The 13,995-nt window shown below is 69.0% G+C and carries 12 protein-coding genes and 1 riboswitch; of the genes, 9 read left to right on the forward strand and 3 right to left on the reverse strand.

The window, feature by feature from the left end:
- Positions 1 to 177 precede the first annotated feature (177 nt).
- On the reverse strand, positions 178 to 657 hold the full coding sequence (locus DEJ50_RS07985) for an ASCH domain-containing protein (RefSeq protein WP_223837665.1): 480 nt from the start codon (positions 655 to 657) through the stop codon (positions 178 to 180).
- Positions 654 to 2,714, reverse strand: coding sequence for a GNAT family N-acetyltransferase (locus DEJ50_RS07990; RefSeq protein WP_150206879.1), 2,061 nt, complete (start codon positions 2,712 to 2,714; stop codon positions 654 to 656). Before DEJ50_RS07990 ends, DEJ50_RS07985 begins: the two co-directional genes overlap by 4 nt.
- A gap of 358 nt (positions 2,715 to 3,072) precedes the next feature.
- Between DEJ50_RS07990 and DEJ50_RS07995 the strand changes: the two genes are divergently transcribed.
- The 4 genes from DEJ50_RS07995 (at position 3,073) to DEJ50_RS08010 (ending at position 7,167) form a co-directional block, all read left to right on the forward strand.
- Positions 3,073 to 3,600 carry a hypothetical protein gene (locus tag DEJ50_RS07995; RefSeq protein WP_150206880.1) on the forward strand — a complete coding sequence of 176 codons (528 nt, stop codon included), beginning with the start codon at positions 3,073 to 3,075 and terminating at the stop codon, positions 3,598 to 3,600.
- A gap of 544 nt (positions 3,601 to 4,144) precedes the next feature.
- The gene (locus DEJ50_RS34560; protein ID WP_223837666.1) at positions 4,145 to 5,227 is read left to right on the forward strand and encodes a hypothetical protein; all 1,083 of its coding nucleotides are present in this window, start codon (positions 4,145 to 4,147) and stop codon (positions 5,225 to 5,227) included.
- A gap of 857 nt (positions 5,228 to 6,084) precedes the next feature.
- Complete coding sequence (locus tag DEJ50_RS08005; RefSeq protein WP_150206881.1) at positions 6,085 to 6,411, forward strand: hypothetical protein; 327 nt, start codon at positions 6,085 to 6,087, stop codon at positions 6,409 to 6,411.
- Positions 6,412 to 6,702: 291 nt separating this feature from the next.
- Positions 6,703 to 7,167: a hypothetical protein gene (locus tag DEJ50_RS08010; RefSeq protein WP_190344354.1), complete on the forward strand. Its 465-nt coding sequence runs from the start codon at positions 6,703 to 6,705 to the stop codon at positions 7,165 to 7,167.
- Positions 7,168 to 7,234: 67 nt separating this feature from the next.
- Here DEJ50_RS08010 and DEJ50_RS34565 read toward each other — a convergent pair whose 3' ends face one another.
- Positions 7,235 to 7,963 carry a hypothetical protein gene (locus tag DEJ50_RS34565; protein ID WP_223837667.1) on the reverse strand — a complete coding sequence of 243 codons (729 nt, stop codon included), beginning with the start codon at positions 7,961 to 7,963 and terminating at the stop codon, positions 7,235 to 7,237.
- A gap of 925 nt (positions 7,964 to 8,888) precedes the next feature.
- Positions 8,889 to 9,083, forward strand: a riboswitch (cobalamin riboswitch).
- 228 nt (positions 9,084 to 9,311) lie between these two features.
- On the opposite strand from DEJ50_RS34565, the gene DEJ50_RS08020 reads away from it, so the two are divergent.
- Genes DEJ50_RS08020 through DEJ50_RS08040 form a run of 5 tightly spaced genes read left to right on the forward strand, consistent with a single transcriptional unit; the run spans position 9,312 to position 13,987 of the window.
- The gene (locus tag DEJ50_RS08020) at positions 9,312 to 10,547 is read left to right on the forward strand and encodes an ABC transporter substrate-binding protein (protein WP_223837668.1); all 1,236 of its coding nucleotides are present in this window, start codon (positions 9,312 to 9,314) and stop codon (positions 10,545 to 10,547) included.
- On the forward strand, positions 10,544 to 11,647 hold the full coding sequence (locus DEJ50_RS08025; protein WP_150206882.1) for a FecCD family ABC transporter permease: 1,104 nt from the start codon (positions 10,544 to 10,546) through the stop codon (positions 11,645 to 11,647). The genes DEJ50_RS08020 and DEJ50_RS08025 overlap by 4 nt, the downstream gene beginning before the upstream one ends.
- Positions 11,644 to 12,717 (forward strand): ABC transporter ATP-binding protein, encoded by a 1,074-nt coding sequence (locus DEJ50_RS08030; protein WP_223837669.1) that lies wholly within the window; start codon positions 11,644 to 11,646, stop codon positions 12,715 to 12,717. Before DEJ50_RS08025 ends, DEJ50_RS08030 begins: the two co-directional genes overlap by 4 nt.
- Positions 12,711 to 13,430: a (2Fe-2S)-binding protein gene (locus tag DEJ50_RS08035; RefSeq protein WP_150206883.1), complete on the forward strand. Its 720-nt coding sequence runs from the start codon at positions 12,711 to 12,713 to the stop codon at positions 13,428 to 13,430. Before DEJ50_RS08030 ends, DEJ50_RS08035 begins: the two co-directional genes overlap by 7 nt.
- Positions 13,427 to 13,987, forward strand: coding sequence for a hypothetical protein (locus DEJ50_RS08040; protein ID WP_150206884.1), 561 nt, complete (start codon positions 13,427 to 13,429; stop codon positions 13,985 to 13,987). The genes DEJ50_RS08035 and DEJ50_RS08040 overlap by 4 nt, the downstream gene beginning before the upstream one ends.
- The last annotated feature ends 8 nt before the right edge of the window (positions 13,988 to 13,995 follow it).

Here is a 13,995-nt window from a genome sequence, read left to right on the forward strand (position 1 = left end):
ACACGCACCAAGGGCCGTACTCTCGCTGGGACCTGGTGGGGGCCATCGGCTCCGGTGTGGGGGGTGGCAACGCTCTTGGCCTTGCCGCTCAACGCAAGTCCTGAGCAGCCCCCACGCCCGTCGGTCGCCCTGACGTCAGCGCAACCTCGCCCGCCCGTTGAAGGGGCGCAAATCGCCCTAGGCCGGCGTCAGGTCGTTCAATGCGCCCTGAAGGGCCGCCCCTGTCACTGGTGCTACCTCAGCGACCTTACGGAGGTCTTCGCCGGTCAAGTACCGGTAGCTCTGCGGCGGGTGGAACGTGCCGGAGGCTCGCAGTGCGGCCAGCGATACCGGGTCCTCGAAGGTGATCGGTTCTTCGAGTGACAGACCGCTGGCCTGAGTCGCTCCACTCATGTACTCGTCGTACTCACGCCGACTGATCCCGGCACTCGTGCGGCTGGCCGACCAGACTTCCCGAGGGGAGGCCACCTGCACTGATGCAATCCGCGCCATGCCCACGATGGCCATCGTGGGCGCGGTCGCATAGAGGAGTACTGGCGTTCCAGGCGGGGCTGCGACGCGCTGCCGACGGACCTCCACCGTCTTGGTCCCAGCCAGGATCGCCGTGGCAAACCGAGGGTGGACGGACAGCAGCATCGCGCGCTCCGGATCACTCACGTCTTTCGGTGCCCCTCTTCGTACATGGCCTGGAACAGCGCGTTGCTGATCTTCGACAGCTGCATCGGCGGTACCCACCGTAGCCCCAGCCCCTTGGCCAACGCGGTCACTCGTGCATGCGTCACCTGTACGGGAAAGATCTCCGTGTCCGAAAACCTCAACGCCATAGCCTTGCCCGACACATCGGCTGCGGCACGCACTTCGGCATGACCATATACGCCCAAGTGTTCGAATCGCGAGAAGAGGGTGTCAGGGTCGTCGATGACCACTTCGTCGAGGCGCGAGCAGCCGATGACCATCTTGCCCTGCTGCCCGGAAGTCCCCTCGCTGACGTACCACAGGATCCGGGCGGGAACGCTTTCTCCCCGACGTCCGGACGAACGGTAGTAGACGTGCTCACGGCTGATGCCCAGGACGTCGTCCCGGGGAACGAGCATGGCCGGAACGTCGAAGAGCTCCGTGGACCAGCGCGGCTTGATGGGCGCGACGAAGCAGGGCAGGGCCGTGTCGATCAGCTTGGCCGGCCACCACACCCGCTCGGCCATGCTCGCGATCCCGGGCGACACGCGATCATCCAGCCGAGGGGCCGACCGACTCATGCGCCCTGCAATCTCCGCAGCCTTCTGCGAGACGACCTCGGCAGGTCCGCAGACGTCGACAAGCAGTGCGGTGAAGCCGCTCTCATCCTCGGTGAAGCCGTCGGCGCCGGCCGCCGACATCGCTGTCGGCGACAGGAATGGATCGGTGATGCGGACTGCCTGCGCCCCTCGCTCTCGGCCGAGCCGCTTGAGCATGAACAGCAGTTGCCGTGCAAGAGTCTCCTCCAGCCGGTGCGATGCCGTGCGGAGGAACGCGACGTTCAGCGTGCGGCCGTCCATGGCCCAGACGTAGAGCGCTACCGGATGCCCCTCTCCGTCGCGGAGCAGCTCCCTGCGCCACAGCACTCCGTCATCGACGAGACTCTTCAGCCGCTCCGCAAAGGCCGTTCCACGGTCCCCTTCGGCCTGCTCGAAGAAGGCGACTAGCTCTCCTTCGCCGCCCGGCGCAATCTCCTCGGCGGAGAAGGTAGTGCCCATGAGATCCGCTGGACGATACACCTGGGCCTGACGCAGTTCGTCCACATGCAGCGTGACCACCGCCGGGGAGACGACCTTGACCCGTGCGATGTCCCAGGCGATGTCTGCGAGGGCCGCCAGTGCAGGATCGCGCGTCACCAGTACCTGCAGCCCGGCACACGACGTCTCGGCCACGTAGCGCAGGCGGGCGCGCTGCCGGTCATCGAGGGGGACATCAGGCAGCTCCTTCCTCGCTGCCGCGGACAGCTCCTGCAAACGGATGGCAACGGCAGCGCTGTCGGGAGACAGGGACCTCAACTCGGCAAGTCCCGCACGCTGATGGTTGCGCGCCTCACGATCGTCGACATCACGTACGTCGTGCAGAAGCTGCGGAGTGAATGCGAGCTCGACAAGGTCCGCGAGCCATCCCGCTTCGAGAGCACGTGACTCCGCAACAGCGCGTTCCGTTCCCGTACCACGCAGCCCGGCGAACACACCGTGGTCCACGGTCACCACCAGCAGCGCATCACTCTGGGCCTCGGTGAACAGATCCTCGTGCCCCAGGTCGAGCCACCAAGTGTCCAGCGTCTCCTTGTCCTTGCCCCGCCCCAGGCTCTCTCCCCTGGGGACAAAGCCCAGCGCCGTCCACATGCCGCTGAGCCCGTAGTCGCGCCGGCACTTCGCACGGACTCCGAGCCGGTGAGCGTGGCGCGTGCGGATCGCGTGGATCAGCTCACGAGCGACACCCTTGCCTCGGTGCTCCTCTGCCACACACAAGTGCGCCAGCCGCACGTGCAGACTCCGCTTGGGCAGCCCGAAGAGCGCGTAGCCGACCACCTCCTCGCCATCCACAGCCACCAGCAGGCCGTCGTCCTCGGCGTGCTTACGGTAGGCAGGCGGCGTCAGCAGACCCAGATACTTGGTGTACCGGTCACCCAAAGCGATGATCGCGTCCAGCAGCTCCGCCTGTTCCGCAGCCACCGGCAGCACACTGATCGCCATGTTCCCCCTCCGGTTCCCTCAACCGATCAACACCCCAGGACGGCATACTGCCCAACAGGGCACGTACTGAGCCACCAGTTGACGAAAACCGGCTAACTGGCGCGAACTCGCCTGGTCTTGCCCTGCTCGGGCAGGCTGACTGGAGCTTTTCCCAGCGGCAACCTGACCAGCACCTGTGGCTCCCTTTGCCGGCCGCAGCCATGACCCTCTTCGAAGCAGCGCTCCCATCCCCGCGCTTCACGGCAACCACCCCGGGACAGCACCATCGGCGGTCACGTATGGACAGGTTCAGCAAGCCGGTTGACCAACACCGCGCTTCCTCTCCAGCCGCGTGACCGCCATTCCTACGCTGGCAGCCATGCGCGAAGTCGAGTACCGGAGCAGCGGGGTTCCGCTGGAGGCATACGAACTCACCCGCGAAGACCATCGCCGCCAGAAGCGGAGTGAAGAGATCAGCGAGTCGGTTCGGCTTCAGGTCGAGGAGGACATCGCAAAATGCCAGGCAGACCCGGCGAGGGCGGAGCGTCGCCGCCAGGCGTTCGAAAACGTCGCGAAGCTGATGCAGTTGTTCAAGGAGGCCGACCACGAGATCATGCGGTGGCGTGTCCGGCTTCACTGTGGCCACATCATGGAGATGGAGGCGCATTACACGTACGCCGACCCGCTCTCCGCGGGGTCGTACGGCAGGCGATGCTCCGAGTGCGGGAGCGATCGGCAAACTGTCGTGGCCTTCGAGCCCCTCGGACTGCGCGGCAAGCCACCGGAGGCAACAAAACCCCTGCCTCCGCCACTGCCCGCGAAGAAGCCGACACGAGCCGACCTCGAGCAACGCGTGAAGAGCCTGGAGAAAGAGAACGAGCGCCTGCGCGCGAAACTCAGTGACTGAAGTCCGGACCCAAGCGCCTGGCTTCCTCGCGCGCAGCTCATGGAGCCGAACCGACGGTGACAGCAAAGAACTCCGCCCGCACTGGCAACGAGTCTCGCCGACGCAGAGGCAACCATGAGGTATCGCTCATTCGAGCGAATTGCTTCGAATCGCCAGTCACCGGCCAACGGAACTGACAGCATGCCGCCGTCATAGATCACTTCGAGTCGAAGGCGGCCCCTTGGAACGGCAGGTCAATGAGCGGCAGCTTTCGGTACTGCAGTGGGTGGGCGCCGGGTGCCCTGCCGGCGTATGGGAAACCAGCGCCTACAAGACCACCTGCCAGGCACTGCAGAACCGGGGGTTGGTCACGGTCTCCAGGAAGGGCGGCCAGTGGAGCGTCACCCTGACGAGCGCCGGCCAGCATTACCTGGCGCACGGCTCATACCCTCCCCACGAGTCTCGCCCACGGAAGACCCAGGCAGCCCCTCCGCAACCCCCGCCAATCCAAGCGCAGGAAATTCCTACCCCCGCTCGATTGCCACGTCCTTCCACACAGCCTCGCATGACGTTCTCGGAACAGCTGCTGCAAGAGCTCGCGGAGGCGGGCGGCCGGATCGTCAAGAACGGCAGCGGTCTGGAGTTGGAGAAGTGGCCCTCTCGCGTCGCCGCGGCGCGCAGATCCCGAAGGATCCCGGAGACGAAGGAGCTGTACGGGGGCTGGTGCCGTGGCGGGTACGAGATCAAGCTCGTCGACGTCCCCGCCTGGCGCCTCGTGGCCCTCGAACCCGTCCCTGTCCCCTCGCGGCTCACGCGGCCGCACAGCGTAGTCCGGGCCATGCAGAACGACCCCCAGCCGCTGGGCCTCACCAAGCCGGTCCAAGGACGCGCCCTCAGACTTATCCAGGCGCTTATCACCGCGACCGAGAACGCAGGACACTCAAGTGCGGCAGGGCAGACCAGCTCCGCTCCCCCGCCCCATCGCCGCCGCAGGGCGTCTCCCCACTTCACCATCACCGCACAGGGCCAGACCGTGGAGTTCCTCGTCCTCCAGGAGCAGGACCGGACTGAGCACGTCGCCACCGAGAAGGAACTCGCCGAGGCCAAGAAGAACTCCTGGATCAGGATCCCCCGCTTCGACCACACCCCGTCCGAACGCCTCCGCTTCGTCCTCAACGGCGGCCAGCCACACCGGGCGAGCGAATGGTCCGACGCCCCTGGCCGCTCACTCGAAGACCAGCTCGCCGAGATCGCGCAGGAGGTCACCCTTCGCGGCGAAGCCGCCGAACGCAAACGTCTCGACGAGATCGAGGCGGCCCGCCAGAAGCGCATCCGCTGGGAAGCCGCAATGGAGGAAGCACGTGTCCAGTACGCCGAGGCGTATCGCGTCAGGCACTTCGAAGCACAGGAAACGGCATGGCGCCATGCCATCCGACTGACGGAGTACGTGAGCGCCGTACGCACCCGGGTCGAGACCATGCCCCCGGGTCAGGCCAGGAGAGAAGCCGAAACGTGGATCGACTGGGCGGCAGCACGCGTGGAGCGCCTCGACCCGCTGAACACACCGCCCCGGCTGCCCGACATCCCCGAACCGCGAGCCGACGATCTCAGGCCCTTTCTCGGGCACTGGAGCCCATACGGCCCCTGACTCAGCATGGGCCTGACCCCCACCTAGCCTCACGGAACGTCACTACCGAGAAGCGGATGGGGCAAGGGCCGCCAACAGCTCAGCAACCCGAGCCCCGGCCACCTCAAGGTGTCTAACACCAGACAGCTGAGGGCTCCACTCGGTGGTCGCCAAGGCTGCATGACGACCCATCAGAATCCGCGCCATCCGTGCGTCAAACGTGCGTCACGTGCGTCGAATATGCGTCAAGATATCGCACCTAACGCACGTAACGCCCATAATGCACACTCGGAGAAACGCCAGGTCAGCGGGCCTTTTCGGCGGGCTCAAGGATCGCGACGCACTCGACATGATGGGTCATCGGAAAAAGATCTAGCAAAAACAGGTGGAAGAAAACCGCAGGTCAGCGGTCCGTATGGCGCAAATCGAACAGGTCGCTAGTGTGCGTTACGTGCAGAGTGTGCGGGATGTGCAGCGCGTTGACGCTTCCTGCCTGTGTCCGGGCGGGCGAACAGAGCCCAGCGAGGGCCGACCGGATGACGCCCGGCGTCGTCCCTCCAGCACCCGCGCGTTCAGGAAGCCGGTGAGGAGGGAACGGCCTCCCGAGAGGTCCGGGGATCGGTCCCGACGCAACCGAGGCTCCGGCGCCTGCCGACTCGGCGCACCCCCTCCCCCCTGGACCGAGCCGCCCCGCCCCGCCCGTCCAGCAACAGCCGGGATCTTGTTCGCCAGGACTTTCATGGAGGCAGTCCTCCCAGGCCAGGCGACTCGGAACACGAAGGCGACCGGCCACGCGCCGTGCCTCGGCAGGCTCCCGGGAGCGCCGCCATCGCAGGCATGTGTACCGCGGAGCCCCGGTTTCGGGCATGCTGATGAGCATGAGCAGCAGGTACGCACAGCTCCGGCCCTATACCCTGCCGGACTCGCTCGGGGATCTGAGCGGGCCGGTGGACGGCCTTGTGGTCCTGCCCCGGCACCTGGACTGGGGCCCGCACTACGAGTACGACCTGGCCGATGACGCCGACGTGCTGCTGATGTACGAGCGGGTGATCCGCGAGGCGCAGACGTCCGAGGACCTGCACGCCCACCTCCATGCGGACGTGCTGCGCAGCCACTGGCGGGCCCTGTTCCTGCCCGGCCCGGCGAGGGCCGCCTGGGAATCCCGCTTCCCTGAGCTCGCCAGTACACCGGCGGCGGCCGCGTAGTGGAAGACCTGCATCATCGCCTCATCCGCATCGGCCTGGAAGCGCTCGCTGAGGACTTCGGCTACCGTCTGGCCGGCGGATACGCCGTCCAGGCCATCGTCTCGTCAGCCGCGTCAGTGACGACGTCGACCTCTTTACCCCGATCGGACGCGCCGAGGGGGAGCTGCCGCAGGCGATCGCACGTCTCACTGCGGCGTACCGGACGGCCGGGTACCTGGTCCAGGTGACCCAGCAGGCACAGGTGTATGCCCGCCTTCACGTCACGGATCCCGACTCCGGCGCGCAGTCCAGGTGGAACTGGTCGGTGACCTGCTGCACCACCCGCCGGTCGAATCGGACCTCGGCTCCGTCCTCCACCTCGACGACCTCGCTGCGGCCAAAACCGGAGCTCTCTTCGGCCGCGCCGAAGTCCGGGATGCCATCGACGTCAGCGCGCTGCTGAAGGCTGGCTACACCCGTGCCCGGCTGCTCGAACTCGCCGCACAGAACGAGGCCGAACCCAGTCTTGACGAGTACGCGTCCGCCCTCGCCCGCGTCCAGCACCACACCGACAGACAGTTCGCCGCATACGGCCTCGACGCCCCGTCCGCGGCCGCCATCCGCCAGGAGTTCGCCGCCTGGCACCGCGAACTCAGCGACCGAATCCGAGCCGAGGCCGCGAGAAACCTCGAATCGCAAGCTGACTCGTCCTCTACCCAACTGGACAAGCAAGCCGAGAGCCCGCCCGGCCCCACCTCCGAGTCCCGGATCAAATAACAATCACGGGGGGGACTACCAGGCGGTAGACGAAGGACGCGCGACTGCCAGGGCCGACGCTATTTGATCACCTACGCCAGGAGTAGTCGTGCTCTTCCGGGCCCCTGTGGCTCCAGCCCTTCAGGTACGGCTTCAGCTCTTCGGGCTCGGGATCCCGGGTCGGCGGCATCCCGGGCAGCTCCAGCAGCGGGTCCAGGGATCTGGTGTAGGCGCGGGCCCACTCCAGCCACCGGTAGGTGGAGTCCGACTCCGCGGCAAGCCGACGCTCCAGGGCGTCGCAGTACTCGCTCAGGGCTCTCGCCTCGTGCCAGTGCTTCGCCTGCTCCCGCAGGACCGTGGCGAGCTGGGCCTGGATCGCCTGCTCCCGTGCCGATTCCATCGCCGCCTGCCACCGGACCTTCCGGTCCTCCTTGGCATGCTCCTCGTCGATCCGGCGTTGGGCATCTTCCCGTGAGCGGACTTCCACCTCGCGCAGGATCGCCCCGAGGACGTCCTCCAGCCTCCACCGCTTCCGGTCGGCCCACTTTCCCTGGCGCCCCGATCGACTGTACGGGAGCTCGATCATCAGGTTCTGCGCCCGCTCCGGATCCTCGGATAGCGGGAACTCCTGCTTGATGGTCACCGTGTACGTGAAGTCGCCGACGACCAGGTCCAGCTCACCCTCGCGGCGGGAGGGTCGGGAGGGGATGTACGCGCCGCCGTGCCCGTAGGCCCGGCTGCGGTAGTTCTCATCCACCGGGTGCTCGCACACCGTATGGCCGCGCTTCACCGCTTCCGCGCGCAGGCCCTGGAGCATGCGGAGAACCCTGCTCCGGAGTGCGGCGGACACAGCGAGCCGACTCTGGTCTTCTTTCAAGGCAGCCACCACCGGGTGCAGGGAGCGCAGTTGGGTGGGCACCCGAATGGGCGGCGCGCTCTCCGGCCGTTCGGTTCTGGCGTTGTGGTGGGGTCCGTCGACGAGCGAGATCTGGAGGTCGCGGTTCCACAGGCGGAGTTTCTCGATGCGCTCGCCGTCTGCTGCGCGGCCGTGTACCTCGGGTCCTCCGGGCGGTGGCCGTGTTCCAGATAGAACTTCCCAGCCTCGGTGACCTCGGTCCGCACGGCCCCGTCACGGCGTACGACGAGCAGCAGCCCTCGGTCGCGCAGCGCGTACGCGGAGAGCCGTTCGGCTGAGGCTGAGCCCAGCGCTCCGCCGGCCTCGAGCCGAAGCAGGAGTTCGCGCTGTCGATCGTTCAACGGGGACCAGCGGTGCATGCGCCCACCTCACGCTCTCAAGCGGCAGATGCCTCCTCCTCTACCGGACGCCGGTGGGCGCCGACGCCAGATCCGGCGAACTGCTCCTACTTCGACCCTCATTCGCTAGCGGACCGCTGTTCGCACACGGTCCGCCGCGCTGGGCGGAGCGACCTGGACGGAGGCCCGCCCCGCAGGAAGGACAGCGGTCAGTGCCGGCCGGCCTTGCGGTCGTGACGGGCCGTTGCATCTCTCCCGTCCGTCCGGCGGGTCGTGGTGATGGCTGCTCGGTCTCGTTCCCACACGCCGAGCAGTTCCTCCTGGTGGCGAAGTCGCGGTGGCCCGAGGCCGTGTTCGAGGGCGCAGGCGGCCCCGCCGCTGCGGCAACGGTGCCTGTAGGCCAGACGCGACGGACGGGCGGGACGCGCCTGGGCCGTTCGCATCACACCCAGCCCCCTGTGGCCGGTCGCACAGATGTGGGTCTGGCGTGGTCGTGGCCGGTTCTGCGATGCTTCCGTCCGACAAGCGACGGCGGAACGAGGAAGCCGGTGAGATTCCGGCACGGTACCGCCACTGTGTAGGGGGAGCGACTCCACCCATGGCCACCGCCCCATCCGGGGGTGGGAAGGCCGGAGAAGCACTGATCCCGAGTCAGGAGACTCACGCCGTCGCACCTCGAAGTACGGGGCGGATTTCCCCAGGAGAGGCGGTGGCACCCGTGTGCCTGCGTATGTGTGGCGGCAGCTTCGCGCTGCCCTCGGCCCGTCGGAGCCGACCTGCCCGGGCTGACACCCACGCCCGTTCCCCCAGGTTCTGACGACCTCTTCCCTCAGCGGGTTCCTTCCCGTACGCCGCATCACGCGCACCGGCATGCCGGTGCGCACTGCCCACGCACGCCACCAGGAGTCACCTTGTTCGTACGATCCGTCATGCCCGGCCGCCGTCAGGCCGCCGCTGCGGCCTTCATCGCCGCCGCCCTCACGCTCACCGCGTGCGGCGGCGACTCCAGCCCGCCCGCCGACTCCAAGGCCCAGGCCGCCGGGGAGGGTTGCATCAAGGACTTCGACCCGGCCAAGGACTACTTCCCGGTCAAGTCGACGGTAAGGCACGCCAAGAACTTCACGCTCCGGTACGAGAAGAGCTACCAGGTCCTCACCGTCAACGAGCCCTTCCCCAAGGGCAAGCCCGAATCGTACGTGCTGGTCAAGTGCGGTGCGCCGAAGCCGGAGCTGACCGGTGAGCTGGCGTCCGCGCAAGCGGTCACCGTCCCCGTCAAGAGCCTGTACTCCGCCTCCACCACCCACCTGCCGCTGCTGACCGAGACCGGCACCCTGGACGTCCTGACGGGGGTGGCGAGCACCACGAACATCTCCTCCGCCCAGGTGATCGAGCGAGTGAAGGCAGGGAAGGTCACCGAGTACGCCAAGGACCGGACCCTCAACGCCGAGACGGTCATCGGCGCCAAGCCCGACGTGCTGATGACCCAGGGCACCGACGACCCGCAGTATCCGAAGCTCCGTCAGGCCGGTATCGCGGTGGTCGCCAACGCCGAGTGGCTGGAGCCCAGTCCGCTCGGCCGCGCTGAGTGGGTCAAGGCGATGGCCGCGCTCACCGGAGCGGAAAAGCGCGCCGGCGAGGTGTTCGACACCATCGAGGGCGACTACCGCAAGGTCGCCGAGAAGGGCGCGCAGGCGGTCAAGGCGGGCAAGCCCGTCGACGTGCTGCCCGGCACGATGTACCAGGGCACCTGGTACATGCCCGCCGGCGGCAGCTACGCCGCCCAGCTGGTCAAGGACGCGGGCGGCACCTACCCCTGGGCCGGCGAGGCGGGCACCGGCAACCTCCAGCTGAACTTCGAGGCCGTGTACGCCAAGGGCGGCGAGGTCCCGGTCTGGATCGCCGACCAGAAGTGGAAGTCCACCGCCGACGCCGTCAAGGCCGACAGCCGGTACGGGCAGCTGAAGGCCCTCTCCGGAGGTGCGGTCTGGACGAACACCAAGGCGCTCGGCCCCGGCGGCGGCAACGACTACTTCGAGCGCGGTGTGCTGCGCCCGGACCTGGTCCTCGCCGACCTCTTCGCGCTGATGCACCCGGACCAGGCGAAGGACCACACCTTCACCTTCTACACCCAGGTGCCCAAGGCGTGACGACTCACACGGCAACCGCGCCGGCCGCCGTCCCGGACACCCCGCGGGCGGTACGGCCGGGACGGCGGCGCCTCGTCGTCGTCCTCGCCCTCGCGGGCGGTACCGCCGCACTGTTCGTCCTGACCATCGCGACCGGCTCTCACCGGGTGCCGGTCGCCGAGGTGGTGCGGATCCTGTTCGGCGGTACAGCCGACGACCCGCGATGGACCGTGATCGTCGAGCAGGTCCGGCTGCCGCGCGCGCTGACCGCGACCGCCGTCGGGGCGGCCCTCGCGGTGGCGGGTGTGCAAATGCAGACCCTGTTCCGTAACGCGCTGGCCGACCCGTTCTCCCTCGGGGTGAGCTCGGGCGCCAGCATGGGCGTCGCCGCCGTGGTGGTCGGCACCGGCGGGGTCGCCGGCAGCTTCACCGGAAACCTGGCCGGCCTCGGGCGCGTGGGCGTCGTCCTGGCCGCCTCGCTCGGCGCCGCCGCTGTGCTGGCCCTCGTCCTGCTCCTCTCGCGATGGGTGCGGTCGGCCGTCACCCTGCTCGTCATCGGCGTCATGATCGGCTCGGCGGCCACCGCCGTGGTCGGCGTGATGCTCGTCTACGCCCGGCCCGAACGTGCCCAGCAGTTCGTCATGTGGGGCCTGGGCAGCTTCAGCGCCACGACCTGGCCCGACCTCCAGGTCATGCTGCCCGTCATCGGCGCGGGCCTGCTGACCGCGCTGCTGACCGCCAAGCGCCTCAACGCCCTGCTGCTCGGCGAGGACTACGCCCGCACCATGGGGCTGAACGTGCGGCGCAGCCGCGATCTGGCACTGCTCGGCACCTCGCTGCTGGCGGGCGCGGCAACCGCGTTCTGCGGCCCCGTCGCCTTCCTGGGCCTGGCCGTCCCGCATCTGACGCGGGTGGCGCTGGGGACCTCGGACCACCGGGCGCTCATTCCCGCGTCGATGCTCGCCGGGGCCTTCCTCGCGCTGGCCTGCGCGCTGCTGAGCCAACCGCCCGGCACCGACTCCGTGCTGCCTCTCAACGCCATCACCTCACTGTTCGGCGCCCCCGTCGTCATCGCGTTCCTGATCCGCAGCCGTCGCGGCGTACAAGGAGTGGCCTCGTGACCGACACCATGACCGAGACCGCCACGGAGAAGGCCGACGGACGACCGGACCACCCTGGTGGTCTCGCCACCCAGCGGCTCGCCGTCGGATACCGCACCCGGTCACCGCGCGGGCGCAGAGCAGGCCGGGCCGTACTGTCGGGGCTCGACCTGACCGCGCGAGCCGGCGAACTGACAGTTCTGCTCGGCCCCAACGGCGCGGGCAAGTCCACGCTGCTACGCACCCTGTGCGGGCTTCTCCCACCGCTCGGCGGCCGGATCCGCATCGGCGGCGCCGACCTGGCGCAGACCTCGCCGACCGCGCTCGCCCGCCGGCTGGCGGTCGTCCTGACCGACCGGGTGGATCCTGGGCTGCTGTCCGTACGGGAACTGGCCGGGCTCGGCCGCCACCCGCACACCGGGTTCACCGGCCGCCTCACGGACGCGGACCACGCGGCCGTCGAGTGGTCGCTGCAGGCGGTGAGCGCGGGACACCTGGCGGACCGACCGGTCGCCGAACTCTCCGACGGCGAACGCCAACGCGTCCTGACCGCGCGCGCCCTCGCCCAGGAGCCCGAGGTCATCCTCCTCGACGAGCCGACCGCCTTCCTCGACGTCCCCTCACGGGTGGCGCTCACCGTACTCCTGCGCGACCTCGCCCGGGACAAGGGACTGACCGTCGTCGTCAGCACCCACGACCTGGAACTGGCCCTGCGGGTGGCCGACGCGGTCTGGATCGTCGACCGCGACTCCTACGTCCACGCCGGGGCACCCGAGGACCTGATCCGCAGCGGGGCCGTCGCCGCCGCCTTCGACGCCGACCACCTCGCCTTCGACCCGCTCTCCGGCACCTTCGGACTGCGCCGCACCCCCCGCGCCGACGTGGCGGTGGACGCGCCGGCCGAGCTGCTCCCGCTCCTCGAGCGCGCCCTCGCCCGGGAAGGACTCGCCGTCGCAAACCCGGGCAGCCCGGCCGCAGGTCCCCGGGTGAGCTGGGACGGAGAGGACCGGCTCACCCTCACCGGACCCGACGGGCAGATCGTCCACGTCCGCGGCTTCCACGAGCTGACGCGAACGGTACGGACATGGTGAACGCGCTGATCACCCCCGACACCCTGGCGCGGATCTCCGCGATCGGCCCCTACTTCGCGGTGTCCACCGGCCCCCGCCCCGAGGCCGACGGCTTCCGGCCACTGACCGACCTGTACGCCGACCCGGGCGCGCTGGAGGAATGCGTACGAACCGTCTCCGGGCGGCTGGGCACCGACCAGCCCAGAGTGGCCGCGTCCACCCTGCACCTGGGCACCGCCTCCCGGCTCTGGTCGATCGCCCTGGCCTGCACAGCGCTCACCGGCCGCGTCCCCGATCTGGGGCCCGACCGGCTGTGGTGGCGCCTGCCCGCCTCAGGCCCCCTCGACCTGTGGCTGCCCGACCTGCGGGAGGTCGACCAGGAACTGCACCCGGCTCTGCACCACACCGTCGCCGTCCAGAACCTGGCGCCATGGGCCGACGCCGTACGGCGCGTTTCCGGCGTCTCCCCGCACACCCTGCGCGGCAATGCCGCCTCGGCGCTGATCGGAGCCCACCGCGTCCTGATCGCCAGAGCGCCGCGCCCCCTCGTCCCCGTCATACCTCTCGTCCGCGCGCTGCTGGACCAGCCTCCGCTGACCGGAGCCGGCACGCACCGCGCCACTCCCGCCGGACCACTCGCCTTCCGACGACGCAGCTGCTGCCTGTACTACCGCGTGCCGGGCGCGGGCACCTGCGGCGACTGCGTCCTCAACCCCAAGGAGAAGACCGCATGACCACCACCGAGCCGACCGTCGTCGAAACCCCCGGCGGCGGCACCCAGCACGTCTGGCCCCTCCCCGTCGACGAGGCCACCCTCCTCGACCTCGTCACCACCGTCTTCACCGACCACTGGCAGCACATCCACTTCGGACCCATCATCGAAGGCGCCGCCTGGGAGGTCGGCGCCCCCTGCGCCCCCACCGCCATCACCATGAACGACGGCTACGCCACCGTCGACTTCGGCGCCTGGCACTTCCACCTGTGCATCGGCGAACACACCGCCTCCGGCCCCGAACTCGGCCGCATCCGCCGCTGCTCCCGCGCCGAGCTCTACCGCAGCATCGGCTCCGACGGCGCCCCCGTCAGCTGGGGCGCCCGCCTGTTCAACGGCCGCGACGAACAGATGATGACCGTACTCCTGCCCAACCCCTTCCTCACCGACCGCCAGGAGATCCTCGACGCCCCCGACTTCGCCCGCCTCACCGCCTGGGACACGCTCCGCGACCGCTTCCTCGGCCTGTCGCCCGACCCTCTCGACCGCACGGGCAAGGGCTTCCGGCACAACGGCTGACGTAGGGC

This window comes from Streptomyces venezuelae (genome assembly GCF_008642295.1).
Taxonomy (GTDB): Bacteria; Actinomycetota; Actinomycetes; order Streptomycetales; family Streptomycetaceae; genus Streptomyces; species Streptomyces venezuelae_C.

Coding starts and splice junctions, on each gene's coding strand:
- DEJ50_RS07990 (WP_150206879.1), bottom strand. CDS start 2,714: ATGGCGATCAGTGTGCTGCCGGTGGCTGCGGAACAGGCGGAGCTGCTG.
- DEJ50_RS07995 (WP_150206880.1), top strand. CDS start 3,073: ATGCGCGAAGTCGAGTACCGGAGCAGCGGGGTTCCGCTGGAGGCATAC.
- DEJ50_RS34560 (WP_223837666.1), top strand. CDS start 4,145: ATGACGTTCTCGGAACAGCTGCTGCAAGAGCTCGCGGAGGCGGGCGGC.
- DEJ50_RS08005 (WP_150206881.1), top strand. CDS start 6,085: ATGAGCAGCAGGTACGCACAGCTCCGGCCCTATACCCTGCCGGACTCG.
- DEJ50_RS34565 (WP_223837667.1), bottom strand. CDS start 7,963: ATGCTCCAGGGCCTGCGCGCGGAAGCGGTGAAGCGCGGCCATACGGTG.
- DEJ50_RS08035 (WP_150206883.1), top strand. CDS start 12,711: ATGGTGAACGCGCTGATCACCCCCGACACCCTGGCGCGGATCTCCGCG.
- DEJ50_RS08040 (WP_150206884.1), top strand. CDS start 13,427: ATGACCACCACCGAGCCGACCGTCGTCGAAACCCCCGGCGGCGGCACC.